The sequence below is a fragment of the Pseudomonas sp. MWU347 genome, from assembly GCF_017947305.1.
Classification (GTDB): domain Bacteria; phylum Pseudomonadota; class Gammaproteobacteria; order Pseudomonadales; family Pseudomonadaceae; genus Aquipseudomonas; species Aquipseudomonas putida_A.
The window spans coordinates 56,855-75,451 of sequence record NZ_JAFGZB010000007.1; the positions used below are offsets into that span (position 1 = coordinate 56,855).

20 protein-coding genes and 1 riboswitch are annotated in these 18,597 nt (G+C 60.3%); of the genes, 10 read left to right on the plus strand and 10 right to left on the minus strand.

Features of this window, described 5'->3' with window-relative positions; genetic code table 11:
- Window positions 1–10 precede the first annotated feature (10 nt).
- On the plus strand, window positions 11–1,036 hold the full coding sequence (hemH, locus tag KCG87_RS16185; RefSeq protein WP_098965564.1) for a ferrochelatase: 1,026 nt from the start codon (window positions 11–13) through the stop codon (window positions 1,034–1,036).
- A 118-nt stretch (window positions 1,037–1,154) separates the two neighbouring features.
- On the opposite strand, the gene KCG87_RS16190 is transcribed toward hemH, so the two are convergent.
- Window positions 1,155–2,429, minus strand: a complete 1,275-nt coding sequence (locus tag KCG87_RS16190) for a uracil-xanthine permease family protein (protein WP_003228120.1) — start codon at window positions 2,427–2,429, stop codon at window positions 1,155–1,157.
- 2 nt (window positions 2,430–2,431) lie between these two features.
- Entirely contained in the window at window positions 2,432–3,070 is a 639-nt protein-coding gene (gene upp, locus KCG87_RS16195) for a uracil phosphoribosyltransferase (RefSeq protein ID WP_003228118.1), read from the minus strand.
- A gap of 161 nt (window positions 3,071–3,231) precedes the next feature.
- Between upp and KCG87_RS16200 the strand changes: the two genes are divergently transcribed.
- The 3 genes from KCG87_RS16200 (at window position 3,232) to KCG87_RS16210 (ending at window position 4,804) form a co-directional block, all read left to right on the plus strand.
- Window positions 3,232–3,789: a hypoxanthine-guanine phosphoribosyltransferase gene (locus KCG87_RS16200; protein ID WP_016987197.1), complete on the plus strand. Its 558-nt coding sequence runs from the start codon at window positions 3,232–3,234 to the stop codon at window positions 3,787–3,789.
- Between the two features lie 178 nt (window positions 3,790–3,967).
- A complete protein-coding gene (locus KCG87_RS16205) occupies window positions 3,968–4,453 on the plus strand; it encodes a hypothetical protein (protein ID WP_210558555.1) in 486 nt (161 codons plus the stop codon).
- Between the two features lie 63 nt (window positions 4,454–4,516).
- Complete coding sequence (locus tag KCG87_RS16210) at window positions 4,517–4,804, plus strand: PA4642 family protein (protein WP_134787316.1); 288 nt, start codon at window positions 4,517–4,519, stop codon at window positions 4,802–4,804.
- Between the two features lie 235 nt (window positions 4,805–5,039).
- Here KCG87_RS16210 and mqo read toward each other — a convergent pair whose 3' ends face one another.
- Together mqo and KCG87_RS16220 are read right to left on the minus strand one after the other, a co-directional pair.
- Window positions 5,040–6,548 carry a malate dehydrogenase (quinone) gene (gene mqo, locus KCG87_RS16215; protein ID WP_027612214.1) on the minus strand — a complete coding sequence of 503 codons (1,509 nt, stop codon included), beginning with the start codon at window positions 6,546–6,548 and terminating at the stop codon, window positions 5,040–5,042.
- A gap of 709 nt (window positions 6,549–7,257) precedes the next feature.
- Window positions 7,258–7,491 (minus strand): hypothetical protein, encoded by a 234-nt coding sequence (locus KCG87_RS16220; protein ID WP_003228102.1) that lies wholly within the window; start codon window positions 7,489–7,491, stop codon window positions 7,258–7,260.
- A 205-nt stretch (window positions 7,492–7,696) separates the two neighbouring features.
- Between KCG87_RS16220 and KCG87_RS16225 the strand changes: the two genes are divergently transcribed.
- A complete protein-coding gene (locus KCG87_RS16225; RefSeq protein ID WP_003228101.1) occupies window positions 7,697–8,281 on the plus strand; it encodes a YajG family lipoprotein in 585 nt (194 codons plus the stop codon).
- Between the two features lie 243 nt (window positions 8,282–8,524).
- Here KCG87_RS16225 and KCG87_RS16230 read toward each other — a convergent pair whose 3' ends face one another.
- The gene (locus KCG87_RS16230) at window positions 8,525–8,731 is read right to left on the minus strand and encodes a hypothetical protein (RefSeq protein WP_027612213.1); all 207 of its coding nucleotides are present in this window, start codon (window positions 8,729–8,731) and stop codon (window positions 8,525–8,527) included.
- Window positions 8,732–8,925: 194 nt separating this feature from the next.
- Here KCG87_RS16230 and KCG87_RS16235 point away from each other — a divergent pair, with 194 nt between their 5' ends.
- Window positions 8,926–9,204 (plus strand): hypothetical protein, encoded by a 279-nt coding sequence (locus KCG87_RS16235; protein ID WP_007967709.1) that lies wholly within the window; start codon window positions 8,926–8,928, stop codon window positions 9,202–9,204.
- A gap of 143 nt (window positions 9,205–9,347) precedes the next feature.
- Here the strand turns inward: KCG87_RS16235 and KCG87_RS16240 are convergent, their stop codons facing one another.
- Entirely contained in the window at window positions 9,348–10,511 is a 1,164-nt protein-coding gene (locus KCG87_RS16240; protein WP_177439983.1) for a 1-acyl-sn-glycerol-3-phosphate acyltransferase, read from the minus strand.
- A gap of 142 nt (window positions 10,512–10,653) precedes the next feature.
- Here KCG87_RS16240 and KCG87_RS16245 point away from each other — a divergent pair, with 142 nt between their 5' ends.
- From KCG87_RS16245 to KCG87_RS16255, 3 genes are read left to right on the plus strand one after another with little or no spacing between them, the layout of a single operon-like run.
- On the plus strand, window positions 10,654–10,836 hold the full coding sequence (locus tag KCG87_RS16245; protein WP_134787315.1) for a CPXCG motif-containing cysteine-rich protein: 183 nt from the start codon (window positions 10,654–10,656) through the stop codon (window positions 10,834–10,836).
- Window positions 10,837–10,845: 9 nt separating this feature from the next.
- Window positions 10,846–11,106: a DUF2007 domain-containing protein gene (locus KCG87_RS16250; RefSeq protein ID WP_003228093.1), complete on the plus strand. Its 261-nt coding sequence runs from the start codon at window positions 10,846–10,848 to the stop codon at window positions 11,104–11,106.
- A 36-nt stretch (window positions 11,107–11,142) separates the two neighbouring features.
- A complete protein-coding gene (locus KCG87_RS16255) occupies window positions 11,143–11,766 on the plus strand; it encodes an SOS response-associated peptidase (protein ID WP_007967716.1) in 624 nt (207 codons plus the stop codon).
- Between the two features lie 328 nt (window positions 11,767–12,094).
- Here KCG87_RS16255 and KCG87_RS16260 read toward each other — a convergent pair whose 3' ends face one another.
- Entirely contained in the window at window positions 12,095–14,236 is a 2,142-nt protein-coding gene (locus KCG87_RS16260; RefSeq protein ID WP_210558554.1) for a methyl-accepting chemotaxis protein, read from the minus strand.
- A 263-nt stretch (window positions 14,237–14,499) separates the two neighbouring features.
- On the opposite strand from KCG87_RS16260, the gene KCG87_RS16265 reads away from it, so the two are divergent.
- On the plus strand, window positions 14,500–15,318 hold the full coding sequence (locus KCG87_RS16265; RefSeq protein WP_027612207.1) for a M48 family metallopeptidase: 819 nt from the start codon (window positions 14,500–14,502) through the stop codon (window positions 15,316–15,318).
- Window positions 15,319–15,524: 206 nt separating this feature from the next.
- Here KCG87_RS16265 and KCG87_RS16270 read toward each other — a convergent pair whose 3' ends face one another.
- The 3 genes from KCG87_RS16270 to KCG87_RS16280 form a co-directional block, all read right to left on the minus strand.
- Window positions 15,525–16,109, minus strand: coding sequence for a TMEM165/GDT1 family protein (locus tag KCG87_RS16270; RefSeq protein ID WP_134787312.1), 585 nt, complete (start codon window positions 16,107–16,109; stop codon window positions 15,525–15,527).
- 89 nt (window positions 16,110–16,198) lie between these two features.
- A riboswitch (yybP-ykoY riboswitch) is annotated at window positions 16,199–16,321 on the minus strand.
- Window positions 16,322–16,361: 40 nt separating this feature from the next.
- Entirely contained in the window at window positions 16,362–17,360 is a 999-nt protein-coding gene (locus KCG87_RS16275) for a class I SAM-dependent methyltransferase (protein ID WP_027612205.1), read from the minus strand.
- Between the two features lie 33 nt (window positions 17,361–17,393).
- A complete protein-coding gene (locus KCG87_RS16280; RefSeq protein WP_210558553.1) occupies window positions 17,394–18,359 on the minus strand; it encodes a 2-hydroxyacid dehydrogenase in 966 nt (321 codons plus the stop codon).
- Window positions 18,360–18,597: the final 238 nt, after the last annotated feature.

The following is an 18,597-nucleotide window of genomic DNA, read 5'->3' on the forward strand; positions in this document are numbered from 1 at the left end:
AGGACGATGCATGACCGATCACGCCTTGCTTCTGGTCAACCTGGGTTCCCCGGCCTCCACCTCGGTGGCCGATGTACGCAGCTACCTCAATCAATTTCTGATGGACCCGTATGTGATCGACCTGCCGTGGCCGGTGCGGCGGCTGTTGGTGTCGCTGATCCTGATCAAGCGCCCCGAGCAATCGGCCCATGCCTACGCTTCGATCTGGTGGGAGGAGGGCTCGCCGCTGGTGGTGCTCAGCCGTCGTCTGCAGCAGCAGATGACCACCCAGTGGACCCACGGCCCGGTGGAACTGGCCATGCGTTACGGCGAGCCGTCGATTGAAACCAGGTTGCTGCAACTGGTGGCGGCGGGGCACAAGCGCATCACGCTGGCACCGCTTTATCCACAGTTCGCTGACAGCACCACGACCACGGTGATCGAAGAAGCCAAGCGGGTGATTCGCGAGAAGAAGCTCGATGTAAAACTCTCGGTGCTGCAACCGTTTTACGATCAGCCTGAGTACATCGACGCGCTGGTCGCCAGCGCTACCCCGCATTTGCAGCAGGACTACGATCACTTGCTGTTGAGCTTCCATGGCTTGCCGGAGCGGCACCTGACCAAGCTCGATCCGACTGGCAATCACTGCTTGAAAAACGCGGATTGCTGCAAGAACGCTTCGCCGGCCGTGCTGGCCACCTGTTACCGCGCCCAGTGCATGCGCACCGCCGCAGAGTTCGCCAAGCGCGCGGGCATTGCCGATGGCAAATGGTCGGTGTCGTTTCAGTCGCGTCTGGGGCGGGCGAAGTGGATCGAACCCTACACTGAAGCGCGGCTGGACGAGCTGGCGCAAAGCGGGGTGAAGAAGATTCTGGTGATGTGCCCGGCGTTTGTCGCCGATTGCATCGAGACGCTGGAAGAGATCGGTGATCGCGGCAAGGAACAGTTCCGCGAAGCGGGGGGCGAGGAGTTGGTGCTGGTGCCGTGCCTGAATGATGACCCGCAATGGGCGAAGGCGTTGGCAACCCTGTGTGAACGAGCGCCGCTGGCGCTTTAAAGCCAAAAGCTTCGCGAGCAAGCCCGCTCCCACATTTGATCTACGGTGCGCTGAAGATCAAATGTGGGAGCGGGCTTGCTCGCGAAAGCTATCTGTCAGACAACAAGGATCCAGACCCTTAAATCAGCGGCTCATCGGCCTTCTTGTTCTTCCAGCCATCATTGCCCGGCAGAATCAGGTTCAGCGCAATCGCCACCACCGCGCACAGCGCGATGCCTTTGAGGCCGAAGTCGTCCGGGCCAGTGCCGGTGCCGACCAGCACACCGCCGATACCGAACACCAGGGTCACCGACACGATCACCAGATTGCGCGCCTCACCGAGGTCGATCTTGTGACGGATCAGGGTGTTCATCCCCACCGCCGCGATCGAGCCGAACAGCAGGCACAGAATCCCGCCCATCACCGGCACCGGAATGCTTTGCAGCAGCGCGCCGAACTTGCCGATGAACGCCAGGGTGATGGCGAAGATCGCCGCCCAGGTCATGATTTTCGGGTTGTAGTTCTTGGTCAACATCACCGCGCCGGTCACTTCGGCGTAGGTGGTGTTCGGCGGGCCGCCAAACAGACCGGCCGCCGTGGTGGCGATGCCGTCGCCGAGCAGGGTGCGATGCAGGCCCGGTTTCTTCAGATAGTCACGACCAGTCACGCTACCCACCGCGATCACTCCGCCGATGTGCTCGATGGCCGGAGCCAGCGCCACCGGAACGATGAACAGGATCGCCTGCCAGTTGAACTCCGGAGCGGTGAAGTGCGGCAGGGCGAACCATGGCGCCGCCGCAATCTTCGCGGTATCGACCACGCCGAAATAGAACGACATGGCAAAACCGACCAGCACGCCGGAAATGATCGGCACTAGACGGAAGATGCCTTTACCGAACACCGCCACGATCAACGTGGTCAGCAGGGCCGGCATCGAGATCATCATCGCGGTCTGGTAGTGGATCAGCTCGGAACCGTCACCCGCCTTGCCCATCGCCATGTTCGCGGCAATCGGCGCCATGGCCAGACCGATGGAGATGATCACCGGGCCAATCACCACTGGCGGCAGCAGACGGTCAATGAAACCGGTGCCTTTGATTTTCACGGCGAGGCCGAGGAAGGTGTAGACGAAACCGGCTGCCATCACGCCGCCCATGGTCGCGGCGAGGCCGAACTGGCCCTTGGCGAGAATGATCGGGGTGATGAAGGCAAAGCTTGATGCAAGGAATACCGGCACCTGACGCCCGGTGACGATCTGGAACAGAATCGTCCCCAGACCCGCGGTGAACAGTGCCACGTTCGGGTCAAGCCCGGTGATCAGCGGCATCAGCACCAGGGCGCCGAAAGCCACGAACAGCATCTGGGCGCCGGACAGCACCGTGCGCCAGAGCGGATCGTTGAACTCTTGCTGCATGCTCACGCGTCCTTCTGCTTGGTACCGAAGATCTTGTCACCGGCATCGCCAAGCCCTGGGATGATGTAACCGTGTTCGTTCAGACGCTCATCGATGGAAGCGGTGTAGATGGTCACGTCTGGGTGAGCCTGTTCCACAGCGGCAATGCCTTCCGGCGCGGCCACCAGCACCATTGCGCGGATGTCCTTGCAACCGGCTTTTTTCAGCAGATCGATGGTCGCGACCATGGAGCTGCCGGTGGCGAGCATCGGGTCGATGATCATCGCCAGCCGTTCGTCGATTTCCGGAACCAGTTTTTCCAGATAAGTGTGCGCTTGCAGGGTTTCTTCATTGCGGGCAACGCCCACAGCGGAAACCTTGGCACCCGGGATCAGGCTCAGCACGCCTTCGAGCATGCCGATGCCGGCGCGCAGGATCGGCACGACGGTGATCTTCTTGCCGGCGATTTTCTCTACCGACACAGTGCCGCACCAACCTGCGATATCGTAGGATTCGAGCGGCAGATCTTTTGTAGCTTCATAGGTCAACAGGGCGCCGACTTCCTGAGCAAGCTCACGGAAATTCTTGGTGCTGATATCGGCGCGGCGCATCAGGCCGAGTTTATGGCGGATCAGCGGGTGGCGGATCTCGAGGATGGGCATGGAAAAACTCCGGCGGCGGGCAAAAAAACCGGCCTAGATTAATCTATCCGAGGGTGATGTCCTATAGGACATTGAGTACGTTAGTCCATTAAGGCTTGATTCGACCTCACGGGATGCGTACCTTTGCCCGCTTTTCCGAAAACATCCCCCTGGAGAGCGCCATGTCCGCTGATCTCGAGCATATCCGTCAAATCATGCGAGAGGCTGACTGCCTGTACACCGAATCTGAAGTCGAGGCCGCCATCGCCCGCGTCGGTGCACAAATCAACGAACAACTGGCCGACAGCAACCCGGTGGTGTTCTGCGTGATGAACGGCGGCCTGATCTTCTCCGGAAAACTGCTGACTCACCTGCAATTCCCGCTGGAAGCGTCCTACCTGCACGCGACCCGTTATCGCAACGAAACCAGCGGCGGCGACCTGTTCTGGAAAGCCAAGCCGGAAGTCTCGTTCATCGACCGCGACGTGCTGATCATCGACGACATCCTCGACGAAGGTCACACCCTGGGCGCGATCATCGACTTCTGCAAACACGCCGGCGCGCGCAAAGTGCACACCGCCGTGCTGATCGACAAGGATCACGACCGCAAGGCGCGTCCTGATCTGAAGGCAGACTTCGTCGGCCTGCCGTGCATTGACCGCTACATCTTCGGTTACGGCATGGACTACAAAGGTTACTGGCGCAACGCCAACGGGATCTTTGCCGTTAAAGGCATGTAAGAACCCTGCACTATCCCCTGTAGGAGTGAGCCTGCTCGCGATAGCGATCTGTCAGCAATGTTGATGTTGACTGATACGACGCTATCGCGAGCAGGCTCACTCCTACAGTTGTTTTGTGTGTGCTGATCCATCTGCTACACCCATGCTAGAGTGCTCGGCCCCGCCCCCGGAGCCTGCCATGAGCCTCTTGATCCGCAGCATTGTCGCCCTGTTGCTGACCCTCAGCCTGCCCTTGGCCGCCGCCCCGGCACCGATGCACAGTCAATTCCTGCCGCCGGACGACCAGACCCTGCGCGGTGCCGAACCCGAGCAGCAACAACTGCTGCAGGTCACCGATTATTCGGTGGTGGTCGGCGCACAACGCCAGTCCAATCAGCAGCCGATTCCGGTCACGTCGCCGCTGATGATCCGCCTCAAGGGCAAGTCGCTGAACAAGGGGGCGACCATCACTCAGGTGTTGATCAATTTCGACGGCGAAAGCAAAAGCCTGAAAAAACCGGTTTACGACGACAAGAGCAAGACCCTGACTCTGTTCTACCCGTTGGCCCAGTACCGGGTGGTGATCGATTTGCTGCGCAACGACACGGTGTATGTACAGTTCCTCAGTTATGCCAACGGCCACATCTGGGCCGATCTGCACACCGGGGCCGTTCGTGCGCGTTGAGCCTGGTGGCAGGGCAGGGGTAAACTGCCCGCCCCGTGTAATGTCTGCGAGCTGGAGTCGGCAATGCGTAAAGATAAGAAACAGGTGATTGGTGACGAGATCGGCGATGAGCAGATCAAGCTGTTCCTCGATTTTGAACCGGTCGACGCCACTTCGCCGTCGCTGCACAAACTGATCAAGGCCTACCGTGGCCTGCGCATCGACGATTTCGAGCGCTTTCTGACGTTCTTCGTGGCTGCCGGTTATGACGTGGATGGCAAGGACGAGCACGGTCAGACCTTCGTTGAGCTGATCAAGGATCAGCGTAACGCGGCCGAGTACATCGAGCTGATCGACAAGGCTCGCGGTTGAGATCACCCGATATCTGTGGCGAGGGGATTTATCCCCGATGGGCTGCGTAGCGGCCCCGAAGCCTGAGTGCAAGGGTGTCAGGTAAATCGCATCAATGGTTTTGCGACTGCTGCGCAGCCGATCGGGGATAGATCCCCTCACCACAAGTGTTGGTGAGCCAGCAGTATTGGTTTTTATCCCAGCAAAAAAAACGCCCCGCACTCACTGAGTACGGGGCGTTCTTTATGTCGCAAGATCAAGCGAAGCTTGGGGTCTCGCTGCTTTCTTCAACCAGTTCCAACGCGATGTTGTTCTGCGTGTTGATCTTGCGATACAGCGCAGCATCGGTTTCCAGAACCTTCTCGCGGGCCGGGAAGATCTCCGCCAGTTTGGCCGCCCACTCACCCTTGGCCTTGGCCGGGAAGCATTTCTCGATCAGCTCGAGCATGATCGAAACGGTTACCGAAGCACCTGGCGAAGCGCCGAGCAGGGCGGCGAGGGAGCCGTCTTTCGCCGCAACCAGTTCGGTACCGAATTGCAGGATGCCGCCCTTTTTCGGGTCTTTCTTGATGATCTGTACCCGTTGGCCGGCCACTTCCAGGCGCCAGTCCTCGGCTTTCGCCTCCGGGTAGAAGCGGCGCAGGGATTCCAGACGCTGCTCCATCGATTGCATCACTTCGCTGACCAGATATTTGGTCAGATCCATGTTGTTCTTCGCCACTGCCAGCATCGGGCCGATGTTGCCGGCGCGAACCGACAGCGGCAGGTCCATGAAGGAACCGTGCTTGAGGAACTTGGTGGTGAAACCGGCGTATGGCCCGAACAGCAGGGATTTCTTGCCATCGACCACACGGGTGTCCAGGTGCGGCACCGACATCGGTGGCGAACCGACTGCCGCCTGGCTGTAGACCTTGGCCTGGTGGTGCTTGACCACTTCCGGGTTGTCGCAACGCAGCCATTGCCCGCTGATCGGGAAGCCGCCGAAGCCTTTGCTTTCTTCGATGCCCGAAGCCTGCAGCAATGGCAGAGCCGCGCCGCCAGCGCCGAGGAAGACGAACTTGGCGTCGACTTCACGGCTGGCGCCGCTGTTGACGTCCTTGATGCTGACGGTCCAGCCGGCGCCGTTACGCTTGAGGCCGGTGACGCGCTTGCAGTATTTGACCTGGGTGTCCGGTGCGCTGGTCAGGTGCTTGAGCAACTGATTGGTCAGGGCGCCGAAGTTGACGTCGGTGCCATTCATCACGCGGGTGGCGGCCAGGACTTCATCCGGCGAGCGGCCCGGCATCATCAGCGGCATCCACTCGGCCATCTTGGCCTTGTCTTCGGTGTATTCCATGTCGGAGAAGGCGTGGTGCTTGTGCAGCACGTTGAAGCGTTCCTTGAGGAACGACACGCCTTTGTCACCCTGAACGAAGCTCAGGTGCGGCACCGGGCTGATGAAGGATTTGCACGAGCCGAAGGTGCCTTTCTTGGTCAGGTACGACCAGAACTGTTTGGACACTTCGAACTGGGTGTTGATGTGCACGGCTTTCTTGATATCGACGCTGCCGTCGGCTGCCTGCGGCGTGTAGTTCAGCTCGCACAGGCCGGCGTGGCCGGTACCGGCGTTGTTCCACGGGTTGGAACTCTCCGCAGCACCGGAATCCATCAACTCGACGACTTCCAGCTTGATCGCCGGGTCGAGCTCTTTGAGCAGTACTGCCAGGGTGGCACTCATGATGCCCGCCCCAACCAGAACTACGTCGACTGCTTCGTTATGCGCCATTTAACGCGTCTCCAAAATCTGCAGCACCAAATTGTCGGCATGGCTGCCAGGGAGTGACGGGGCAGGTCAGTTGCGCCCCGGATACCCATGGTCAGGTTCGTCATGTCCGAATCTTCGCAATTTTTCGCAACTTCGACGGATGCATGCGGCCTGGCTTCAAGAGCTCCATGAACTCATTTCAGCACGCGGCTGGCAATTCGACTTATGGTCGAGACATCCGTTTTTGTGCAACCAAATCCGTAGCGGACAGGCTTCAGGCTCCGATGTTCGAGGTATACCCGGTCCTGTGTCGTTGGGCTGTTTCAGACGCTAATGGTGCATGTTCAGACGCAAAACTTTTCATTTGCTCGCCACACTCTTGTGAAGTTGTGAAAACCCGTTTTTTTCACGCTCTTTTGAAGACGTGAACCTCAAAAAAGGGCTGTCCAGGCCTGGCACCCCGCCCGCAAGGGCAAAACAACGCGGTGGCCGAGCGTCATGACAGCTCTGCAGATTCGCGAAAAGCGGGGTTTTTGCCGGAAGAACAGGCAAGCGCGCCAACTTCACTCGATCTGTGTGGGCGGCTCTCTGTGGGCGATTTGGGTGTCGATGCATGCGCATTGACGGTGTTGCGGGGCCCGATCAGGAGACGTCCTTATAATCGGGGGGAGATTGTATCGAAGAAATGCGGGCAGTTGCTCGTGTTTAATGACTTTTATTAGGCATCCGGTCAGATGCTCAACATCGCTTGCACGCGTGCGCGGGGCTGCGACGGTATGACGCGGGCGCTGGCGGGCAGTGGCTGGTGCAACCAGTTGAGGCGGATTTCTTCGATTTCCACCCAACCATCGCCCATCGGTTGCAGGCTGCACTGTTTGAATGCCTGGCAATGACCGTTGCGGTCGAGCAGGGCAAAGCTGCGGTGCAGTGGGCGTGGGGCGAACAACGAGATCAGATAGCGCATGGCCGAGTACCTTGTTGGAGGACTGGTTTGAAGCTTGCCGGGCGGCCGTGACGCCAACGTGTATGGGCGGTGAATAATCTGTGACAGGAACCGCATTCCCACGGCTGGGTCAGACATTTGAGTATTCACTGTCGGGTGCTGGTGACCCGCAGTGGCCCACCGCTATACTGCCGGCCTGTTTGTGCCTGATTCTGGAGAAAAGAGCATGTTGCAACGCCTGTTGTTCGGTTTGATCACTGTGACCAGTTTGACCCTGGTTGGCTGCGCCCACAGCCCGCAACAACTGAGCCCGGAACCGAAGCTGACCACGCAGTTGGCCCCGGTCGGCCATGGCCAGCAAGTGGTGGTGCGTGTGGTTGACGGTCGTCCGTCGCCAACCCTCGGCACCCGCGGCGGCCTGTACCCGGAAACCAGCGCGATCACCGTGCAGCGTGAGCAGATCCTGCCCAAGTTGCAGGCGCAGGCTGAAGCCGCCGTACGTCTACTCGGCTTCACCCCGACCAGCAACGGGATGAACGCGCCGCAACTGACCGTGACCCTGACCGAGCTGAAGTACCAGTCGCCGAAAGAAGGCATGTACGTGACCGAAGCCACCATCGGCGCGACCTTCCGCTCCGACGTGCAGAGCGGCAACCGTCGCTACAGCGGGCGCTACGGTGCTTCGCTGGACCAGCGCTTCGGCATGGCGCCGAACCAGGAAACCAACACCAAGCTGGTCAGCGACGTGTTGAGCGATGCCTTGACCCGTCTGTTCAAGGACCCGACCGTGGGTCAGATCCTCGCCGAGTAAGCTGTGCGGTTGATGTGAAAAAGCCCGGCGCCAGTGATGGCTCCGGGCTTTTTTGTGGGGCATGGAATCGTACCCCCTCACCCCAGCCCTCTCCCCCAGGGGGGCGAGGGGGAAGGGAGCCGATCGGGGGCTTTTCAGAACCGGCGTTCACCTGGAGTTTTCAGGTCGATGCACCTCGAATAAACAACTCGGTCAGTCCCCTCTCCCTCCGGGAGAGGGTTAGGGTGAGGGAGCTTTTACTTTTCAGGCTGCTTGGGAATAAAAATCAAGCACGCTGACACCCGTCAGCAAATCCGTCTCCGGCAAATCCGCATGCTGATGCCCGCCGAGGGCGCAATACACCAGCCAGTGGCGATCCTGAACATTGAAGGCAAGACTGCCGACGAGGCTCTGTTGTTCGTCGGTCGGGGTGATGAGGTACAGGCGATCCTGGTTTTCGGCGTGAAGCATGTCGCGTTCCATGTGTGTTTCGAGGCGCGCATGGTGGCCGATGTAAATGACGATGCCGTGACACAGGGCAGCCATCGGTCGATTGTCAGGTTATTTGTCGCAAAGGGTAGGGTAGTGGAGGCGTGTTTCGGTAGAATCCGCGCCGCGGTCGTCGATCTGGCGCCTGCCACACCGATTCAGTTCCGAGGTCTGTGATGTCGCTGCACTTGATGACGCTGTTTACCGCCCATCCCGCCAAATTGATCAACCTGCTGGCACTGGCACTGGCCTTTCCAGGCAGTTGGCTGCTGCACGCGACCCGCCGTCGTGAACAACGCGCCATGGCCAGCATCGCCGCGCAACGCCAGGCCCAACCCAACGCCGAACCGATTCTGGATTGGGCGACGTTGCGCATGAACCGCTTTTTCTACCGCTTCGGTTTTGCCTGCCTCGGGCTGGCCCTGATCGTCTCCTGGATCAGCACGCGCTTCTGAAGCGAATGCAAAACCTTGTGGCGAGGGGATTTATCCCCGATGGCCTGCGCAGCAGGCCCATGATTATTCAGGCAGAATCCTGGGGCCGCTTCGCGACCCATCGGGGATAAATCCCCTCGCCACAGGGGCTCCGCTATGCCTGTTTACAACGGTAACCCAGCCTTCACTCGGTACTGATTGCGCACCGGCGTCGCATATTGCAGCACCAGATACGGACGGTGCTCCTCGGGGCAGGCGTCCAGCCGGCGCTGCCATTCTTCCTGCGCCTTGGCCAGCTCATCGGCCGGGAACACCTCGGCGGCCTTCGGCACGTTCAGTTGCGGATCGGCATCGGCCCACATCGCATACGCCAGGTAATGCACCGGGAACAGGCGATAACCGCCGAGAATCTGCTTGTCCATCTCGACCGCCAATTGCTTGGTGTCTTCGAACAGCTCGGTGATCGGCGCGGCGAAGTTCACGTGCACCCGGCCCTTATAACCGGTGATGCCCTTGGCAATGCTCACGTCATCCTCGCCCGGCGCCTTGGCGTAGGTGCCGGTGGTGGCGCGGATGTACAACTCGCGGGCCTTGGCCTGGTCGCACGGGTCGTATTCGTAGCTGATCGACACCGGGGTCAGGTTCAGCGACTGAATCACTTCGCCGAACGGCTCGTCCTTGCGGCTCATGTGGAACATCTTGAGGATCGCCGACTCGGTACGGTCGTCGCCATCCTTCGCCCGGCCTTCAGCCTGCGCGATCCAGATCGAGGCGCAATCGTTGCGGATCGAGTGGTTGATATACGCCGACAGCAATTGATACGCCGCCATCTTCTCGCGGCGCCCGGTGATCGAGCGATGCACGATAAAACTCTTGTTCAGGCGCATCAGGTCGCTGACGAAGGGTTTCTGCAGCAGGTTGTCGCCGATCGCGATGCGCGGGGTCGGCAGGCCGGCGTGGTACACCGCGTAGTTGACGAAGGCCGGGTCCATCACGATGTCGCGGTGGTTGGCGATGAACAGATAAGCGCTGCCGGACTTGAATTGCTCGACACCGGTGTAGGTCACGCCATCAGTGGCGCGCTCGATGGTGTGGTCGACGTAGAACTCGACTTTGTCCTGCAAAGTGGCCACGGAGGTCACGTCGGCAAACTCACGACGCAGCCGATGGGCTATAAGTGGTTTGAGCATCCAGCCGAAGGCACCGGCAAAACGCGGGAAGCGGAAGTGGGTGAGGATATCTAGAAACGCCTTGTCGCCGAGCAGTCTTGCCAGTACCGCAGGTACTTCGCTGTCGTCGTAAGGTCGGATGGCATCGAATTCGCCCATCATGCTCTCTTGTTGGAAACGGCTAGGGTAAGTAAAGGTTTTGATCGAAAACCAACGGGGCACGGTCTGAAAAAGTAGCCAGACAAAAATAGCCCTGCAAATAGACCGGCGATTATACGCACAAGTCACCTGGGAGACCGCGATGCTGGAAAGCGCACTGTATGAATGTCCGTATTGTGGTGAAGAGGTCGAGACGACGGTGGACCTGTCCGGCGGTGATCAGACCTACATCGAGGACTGCCAGGTGTGTTGTCAACCGATCAAGTTTGTCTTGCAGGTGCATGGCGAGGATTGGTTTCTGGAAGTCTTCAGCGAAAACGAGTGAGGGGCGCCCATGCAGCGAATCTACGAGCCGGAAAACCTGATGGAGGGCGAGATGCTCAAGGGCATGCTCGCCAGTGAAGGCATCGAAGCGCACCTGGTGGGCCGCGATCTGCTCGGCGGCACGGGGGAATTGCCGATTTTTGGCCTGTTGGGGCTATCGGTCGAAAACGATCAGGCCGAATACGCCCGCGAACTGATCACCGCGTACAATGCCGCGCTGCCGCTGCCCGGCGATGAACCGGAGAGCTTCCCCGGGACGCTGGTCTGTTAGGCTGGCGTTCGTTTTTTTTCTGAGTCGTGTTGCCCCATGTGTGGACGTTATGCCCTGTTTCGCTGGAACCGCGATTTCGCGGCCCTGCCCGGATTTCCCGCCGATCAGCAGGCGCAGTGGAACATTTCCCCCAATGATTCGGTGTTGATGCTGCGTGCCGAGGCCGACGGCCAACGCACCCTGGCCCGCGCCCGTTGGGGGCTGACGCCACCGTGGCTGACCGATCTGTCGCGTACCCCGGCGCATGCCCGGGCCGAAACCGTCGCCGAGCAACCGATGTTCCGCGAGGCGCTGCGCCTGCGCCGCTGTCTGCTGCCGGCCAACGGTTTCTACGAATGGCGCGGCAACCTGCGCAAGCGCCCGTACTGGCTGACGCCGGGGGAGGGCTCGTCGCTGTTTTTCGCGGCGATCTGGGAGGCGTATCCGGTGCAGGAGCAGGTGTGGCTGAGCACCGCCGTCATCACGCAGCCGGCGGCCAGTCAGCGCCGACCGTTGATTCTTGATGAGGCAGGGCAGGCGGCATGGCTCGATCCCGCGACGCCGTTGCATGTGCTGCAGGGCTTGCTCGCCAGTGAGCCGGCGGCATTGCGCGAGCGGGTGCTGGCGAATCTGGTGAATGATCCGAAGCTCAATGGGCCGGAATGCCTGACCCCGGGTTAAGTCAAAAGCCCCTCACCCTAACCCTCTCCCTGAGGGAGAGGGGACTGATTGGGGGATATTGACGAAATATACCGACTTGAACGCTCAGCTTTGAATCCATAATCGACTGGTTATTTCAGGTCGATGTATGACGGGAGGCAACTCGGTCAGACCCCTCTCCCTGAGGGAGAGGGGACTGATTGGGGGATATTGACGAAATATACCGACTTGAACGCTCAGCTTTGAATCCATAATCGACTGGTTATTTCAGGTCGATGTATGACGGGAGACAACTCGGTCAGTCCCCTCTCCCTCTGGGAGAGGGTTAGGGTGAGGGGCTTTTCGCTTTTCAGACCTTGAACTGATTGATCAACCGCCGCTGCTGCTCCGCCAATTTAGTCAGGCCGGCACTGGCCGAACTCGACTCATCCGCACCGCCCGCCACTTCATTCGCCACCTGACCGATATTGATCACGTTACGGTTGATGTCATCCGCCACTGCGCTCTGCTCTTCAGCGGCACTGGCAATCTGCGTGTTCATGTCATTGATCACCGACACCGCCTGAGTAATTGTCTCCAGCGCTTCAGCCGCTTTCGCCGCGTGCTGCACGCTTTCGTCGGTGCGGTTCTGGCTGTCCTCCATGACCCGCACCACATCGCGGGTGCCCTGTTGCAGCTGCTGGATCATGCTCTGGATTTCTTCGGTGGCCTTCTGGGTCTTCTGCGCCAGATTGCGCACCTCGTCCGCCACCACCGCAAAGCCGCGCCCTTGTTCGCCGGCCCGCGCCGCTTCGATTGCTGCGTTCAGCGCCAACAGGTTGGTCTGCTCGGCAATCCCGCGAATCGCGATGAGGATCGCGTTGATGTTTTCGCTGTCCTTGGCCAGCGTCTGCACGACCTCCACCGCTTTGCCGATTTCCACCGCCAGTACGCCAATCGAGTTCGAGGTATCACGGACGATCTGCATGCCTTGGCCGGCAGCCTGATCCGCGTGGCTGGCGGCTTGCGCAGCCTGAGTGGCGTTGCGCGCCACGTCTTGCGCAGTCGCGGTCATCTCCTGCACCGCGGTGGCGACCTGATCGATCTCGGCCATTTGTTTCTGAATGCCGATGTTGGTGCGAATCGCGATGTCGGCAGTGTGCTCCGAGGAATCGCTGACGCTCTGCACCGACGTCACCACCTGCGTGATCATCGCCTGCAACTTGGCGAGGAAGGTGTTGAAACCCTTGGCGATCGAGCCCAGTTCATCACTGCGATCACTGCTCAAACGACGGGTCAGATCGCCTTCACCCTTGGCAATGTCATCGAGCATGGCGACCATTTGCTTGAGCGGTCGGGCGATGCCGTGACCCATCAGCCAGATCACCAGCAAACCGATGGCGGCAATGATCAGGCCGACCATGGCCATGCCGAAGGTGTCGGACTTGCGTTGCGCATCAAGGTCGGCCTGGAGTTTTTGCAGATCCGCCATCACCGCGTTCAACGGCAGTTGCAGCATCAGGGTCCAGCGCGCGTCGGTCTGGCCGATGCCGAACGGCAGGTACAGCTCGATGCGGCCCTTGTCCTTGTTGACCGAGTAGGTGACTTCGCCGCGTTTGAGATTGGCCATGTTGGCGATCTGCTCGGCGTCGAGAATGTCGCTGACCTTTTCACCGAATTTGCTCGGATCTTTGGTATAGGCAACGATCCGGCCGTTGCCGCCGATCAGGGCCATTTGCCCGGCGCCGCTGTACAGCTTCTGGTTGGCGCCGAGGAGCATTTCCTGAATGAAGTTCACCGACAGGTCGGCGCCGACGATGCCCTGGAATGCGCCGTTGAGCATGATCGGCTCAATGAACGAGGCGAGCATCACGATCTTGTCGCCGACCTTGTACGGCGCCGGATCGATCACGCAGGGCTTTTTCGTTTCCTTGGAGCAGAGGTAGTACTCACTGGCGCGCACCCCGGTGGACAGGGTTTTCTGATCGTCGACATCGGCCAGTTTGTCCACGCCCAGACTGCCGTCGGTATTGCGGAACCACCACGGCAGGAAGCGTCCGTTGGCGGGATCGATACCGATCACGGCGCTGCCGATGTAGGCCGCGTCATTGTGGTCCAGTGCGTTTTTTTCCCAGCCGATGTAGGTGCCGAGAATCTTCGGATTCTTTTCGACGTTTTCCTTGATCAGGCTGATCAGTTGCTCGCGGCTCATGCTCAGTCGCGGCTGGCCATCGGCACCCGGTGTGCCGAGCAGCGCGTTGACCCGCACCAGTCCGCCGGCAATCAGCAACGGCGCTTCGAGTTCGCGCTGGATCTGGCTGACCTGAGTCTGCGCCAGCGAGGTCAGGCGCTGTTCGATGACTTGTTCGAACTGCGCCTGGGTGCGCTGTTGCACCATGTCTTGAGTGCGGGCACCGGAAAACAGCGCGTACAGCACCAGCGCGGCGACCACGCTGAGGACGATGGCGCCGGCCAGGGCGGCCACGGAAAACTGGATCGACTTGAACTTCATGGGAGCTCCGCACGCAAGAGGACGTCTGCGCTGTTGTATCGGCAGCAGGCATGGCGCCATGAGCGTTGAGCGGAACAAAGGGCGGAGGATGTCGCAAATGGATCGGTGCGCGACGCAGCGGCAGCAGACTTGCCGGGTGCTGTGAATTTTTTACGACAACAGCGGTGGGAAACTTCCGAAAGACGCTGCAACACGTCTGTTGTATCTGGCGCCGATACAATTCACCCCCTACGATACGCGGCAGGTTTTCAGGGAGCTTTTGAATGAACAAGACATTGGTTGTAAGTGCACTGAGCGCAGCGCTGTTGCTGGCCGGTTGTCAGTCGGTCAACACCACCAGCGGCGGAGCCGTCGGTGTGGAGCGCAAGCAGTACATGTTCAGCATGCTGTCCTCGCAAGAGGTCGACCAGATGTATGCCCAGTCCTATCAGAAGACCGTCGGCGAGGCGTCGAGCAAAGGCGTGCTGGACAAGACCAGCCCGGAGGCCAAGCGGGTTCAGGCGATTGCCAACCGGCTGATCGCCCAGGCACCGAACTTCCGCCCGGATGCGGCGCAGTGGCAGTGGGAAGTCAATCTGATCAAGAGCGACGAGCTCAACGCAAACTGCGGGCCTGGCGGCAAGATCATTTTCTACACCGGGCTGATCGACAGCCTGAAGCTGACCGACGATGAAATCGCGGCGGTCATGGGCCATGAAATCGCCCACGCCCTGCGCGAGCACGGTCGTGAGGCGATGTCCAAAGCCTATGGCATTGAAATGGCCAAGCAGGGTGCCGGTGCGTTGCTCGGTCTGGGTCAGGACAGCCTGGCGCTGGCCGACACCGTGGCCAACTACGGCATGACCTTGCCCAACAGCCGTGCCAACGAAAACGAAGCCGACCTGATCGGCCTCGAACTGGCCGCCCGCGCCGGGTACAACCCGAATGCGGCGATCACCTTGTGGAACAAGATGAGCAAGGCTTCGGAAGGCGCACCGCCGGAGTTCATGAGCACCCACCCGGCCTCGTCCAGCCGGATCGCCTCGCTGCAGGCAGCGATTCCAAAAGTCATGCCGTTGTACGAGAAAGCCCCTAAATCCTGAGTCCGTCGGGGCTTGAAGGGAACTGGCTTTATTGTGGTGAGGGGATTTATCCCCGATGGGCTGCGAAGCAGCCCCAAAACCTATGACTGCGGTGTACCGGGTGCACCGAGGTGGTCAGCTTGGGGGCGCTTCGCGCCCCATCGGGGCGGTGCGACGTTTCGCTAAATCCCCTCACCACAGGTTTTGGGTAGTTCAGTGGACGGGGGTTAAATCCAGCCACTGCTCTGCATCGCCTTGTACACCGCCACGATCGCCAGAATGAAGAACGCCGAAGCGGCCAGGCGACGGATCAGGGTCAGCGGCAGTTTCTCCGCAGCAAAGTTACCCGCCAATACCACCGGCACGTTGGCAATCAACATGCCCAAGGTGGTGCCGATAATCACCAGCCACAGCTCAGGGTATTGCGCCGCCAGCATCACGGTGGCGATCTGCGTCTTGTCGCCGATTTCCGCGAGGAAAAACGCGATCAGCGTGGTCAGGAAGGGGCCGAACTTGCGTGCGGTGCTGGCTTCATCGTCGTCCATCTTGTCCGGGACCAGCGTCCACAGCGCAGTGGCGGTGAAGCTCGCGGCGAGAATCCAGTGCAGCACCGAATCGGAGAAGAAGCTGCCGAACCAGGCGCCTACCGCACCGGCTGCCGCGTGGTTGGCCAGGGTCGCAGCGACGATACCGGCAATGATCGGCCAGGGTTTGCGAAAGCGAGCGGCGAGAATCAGCGCGAGCAGTTGCGTCTTGTCGCCGATTTCGGCCAAGGCAACGATTGCGGTGGGAACGAGTAACGAGTCCAGCATCAGGATTTTCCTAAGGGGCGGGTCGACACGGCTATGACACGTACAGCCTTCCCGCCCCGGGTAAGGTGTGCGTGTCATAGGTCTTGTCAAACCCTGCGATCCGTCTGGTGCGGACGCTTGGGTCGCATACGCCATGATCTGAGGATCAAGTATGTTGACGTATGCCGGACGAGCTTGGCGCTCGTGGGAGACTACTCCCCTAGGACGGAGCGGATTCTGCCTTCGCAAAACCGATAGAGCAAGAACAAATTCTCAGCCGCGCTTGGCCCGGTAAATCCGGAAACCATTGCCTTCGGCCTTGATTGCACACACGCCCAGATGCTCTTCGATCAGCGGCTGATACTTCAGGAAGCTGTTCGCAACCAAGCGCAGTTCGCCGCCGTTTTTCAGATGTTTGGCCGCTTTTCGCAGCAAGTTTTCGGTAGCGAAATAATCGGTGTGCACGCCGACATGGAACGGCGGGTTGCTCAGAATCGCGTTCAAACCCATCGGTGCAGCGTCGATACCGTCGCCGGTCAGCACTTCGGCGTCCAGACCGTTGGCCGCCAACGTCAGGCGACTGCTGGCGGCGGCGAAGGCATCGACGTCGAGCAAAGTCACCTGATTGTGCGGATAACGCCGTTTGACCGCCGCGCCCAAAACCCCGGCGCCACAACCGAAATCCAGCAGATGACCGCTCGGCAGTTTGTCCAGATGCTCAAGCAGCAGGGCGCTGCCGCGGTCCAGTCGACCATGGCTGAACACGCCCGGCAGGCTGATGACTTTAAGCGGGCCTTCGGCCAGCGGCAGCTCATAAGTCTGCGCCAGGCTTTCCAGCGATTTTGCTTCAGGCGCGTTGGCCACGGTGACCTGCCACAGTTGGCAGTGACGGGCGCTGTCGAGTTTGCGCGGCTTGCCGAACGGGTTGAGTTGCTTGGACGCACCCTCGATGCCGCTGCGTTTTTCCCCGACCAGAAACACCTCGCGCCCGGGCAGACGTGCGGCCACGGCATTGAGGATGTAATCGGTCAGATCCTTGGACTTGGGCAAAAACACCACGGCGCTGTCGAACTCGCGCTCCGGCACGTTTACGCCGAAATGGCTGCGACCTTCGAAGCGCGCATCGAGAGCGGCCTGATCGCCGGCATGCCAGCACCAGCCGAACGCATTGGGCAGGCGCCCGAGCAGATCGTCGGCAGGCAAACCGGCCAACAACAGCGAACCCTGGAATAACTCGGCCTGACGAAGCAGTACTTCACTGCGCGGATCCATAACTGCTCCTTGGAAAAAAAGTGCCGCAGTTTATCAACTGACGACCCGCAGCGCTTTACCGCTGAAGAATGCCTGGGCGTTTTCGGTCAATTGGCCGACGATGCGTTGCCGCGCTTCGCGACTGCCCCAGGCGTTGTGCGGAGTGACGATCAGCCGTGGAATGTCGGCGGCCAGCAGCGGATTGCCGTTGACCGGCGGTTCGACGCTGAGCACGTCGGTGGCGGCGCCGCCAAGGTGACCGTTGCGCAACGCGTCGGCCAAGGCTTGCTCGTCGATCAAACCACCGCGAGCGGTGTTGACCACAAAGGCGCCGGGTTTCATCGACGCCAGTTCACGGGCGCCGATGAAGTGCCGGGTGTGTTCGTTGAGCGGGCAGTGCAGGGTCAGGGCGTCGATCTGCGGCAGCAGTTCGTTCAGTGGCAGGCGATCCGGGCGGGCGGGGCGGCCTGGAATCTGCCCGAGCAATACGCGCATGCCAAACGCTTCGGCCAGTCGCGCGACCGCACCGCCGAGTTCGCCGTGACCAAGCAGGCCGAGGGTTTTGCCCTCCAGTTCGACAATCGGGTAGTCGAGCAGGCAGAACTGTCTGGCTTGCTGCCAGCGACCTTCGCCGACCGCTTTTTGATAATCCGCGAGACGGGTGGCGAGGTTGAGCAGCAGCATGATCGTGTGTTGCGCCACCGACGGCGTGCCGTAACCCTGACAGTTGCACACGGTGATGCCGTGGGCGCGAGCCGCGTCCAGATCGACGTTGTTGGTGCCGGTGGCGGTGATCAGGATCAGTTGCAGATCCGGGTTGGCGGCCATCGTGGCGGCATCGATGCGGATCTTGTTGGTGATCGCCACGCTGGCCCCGTGCAGGCGTTCGGCGACTTGATCAGGCGCAGTCTGGGCGAACAGTTGCAGGTCGCTGAAGCAGGCGCGCAACGGGCTGAGGTCGAGATCGCCGAGATCCAGTGACGGGTGATCGAGGAATACGGCGCGGCGCGGGTTCGTCATCAACTGTACCTTTTGTGCTTGGAACGGAAGGCGTAATCTGCCGAGCCTACCAGATGAAACAAAACGTTACGCAGTGCCCGAGGTGCTCACAAAACCTGTGGGAGCGGGCTTGCTCGCGAAGAGGGCGTGTCAGACCCATAAAGGTTGCCTGACACAACGCCATTCGCGAGCAAGCCCGCTCCCACAGGGGAAAAGCATTCAGGCGATGTGTTCAAGTTGATGATCACCCCCAGAGGAG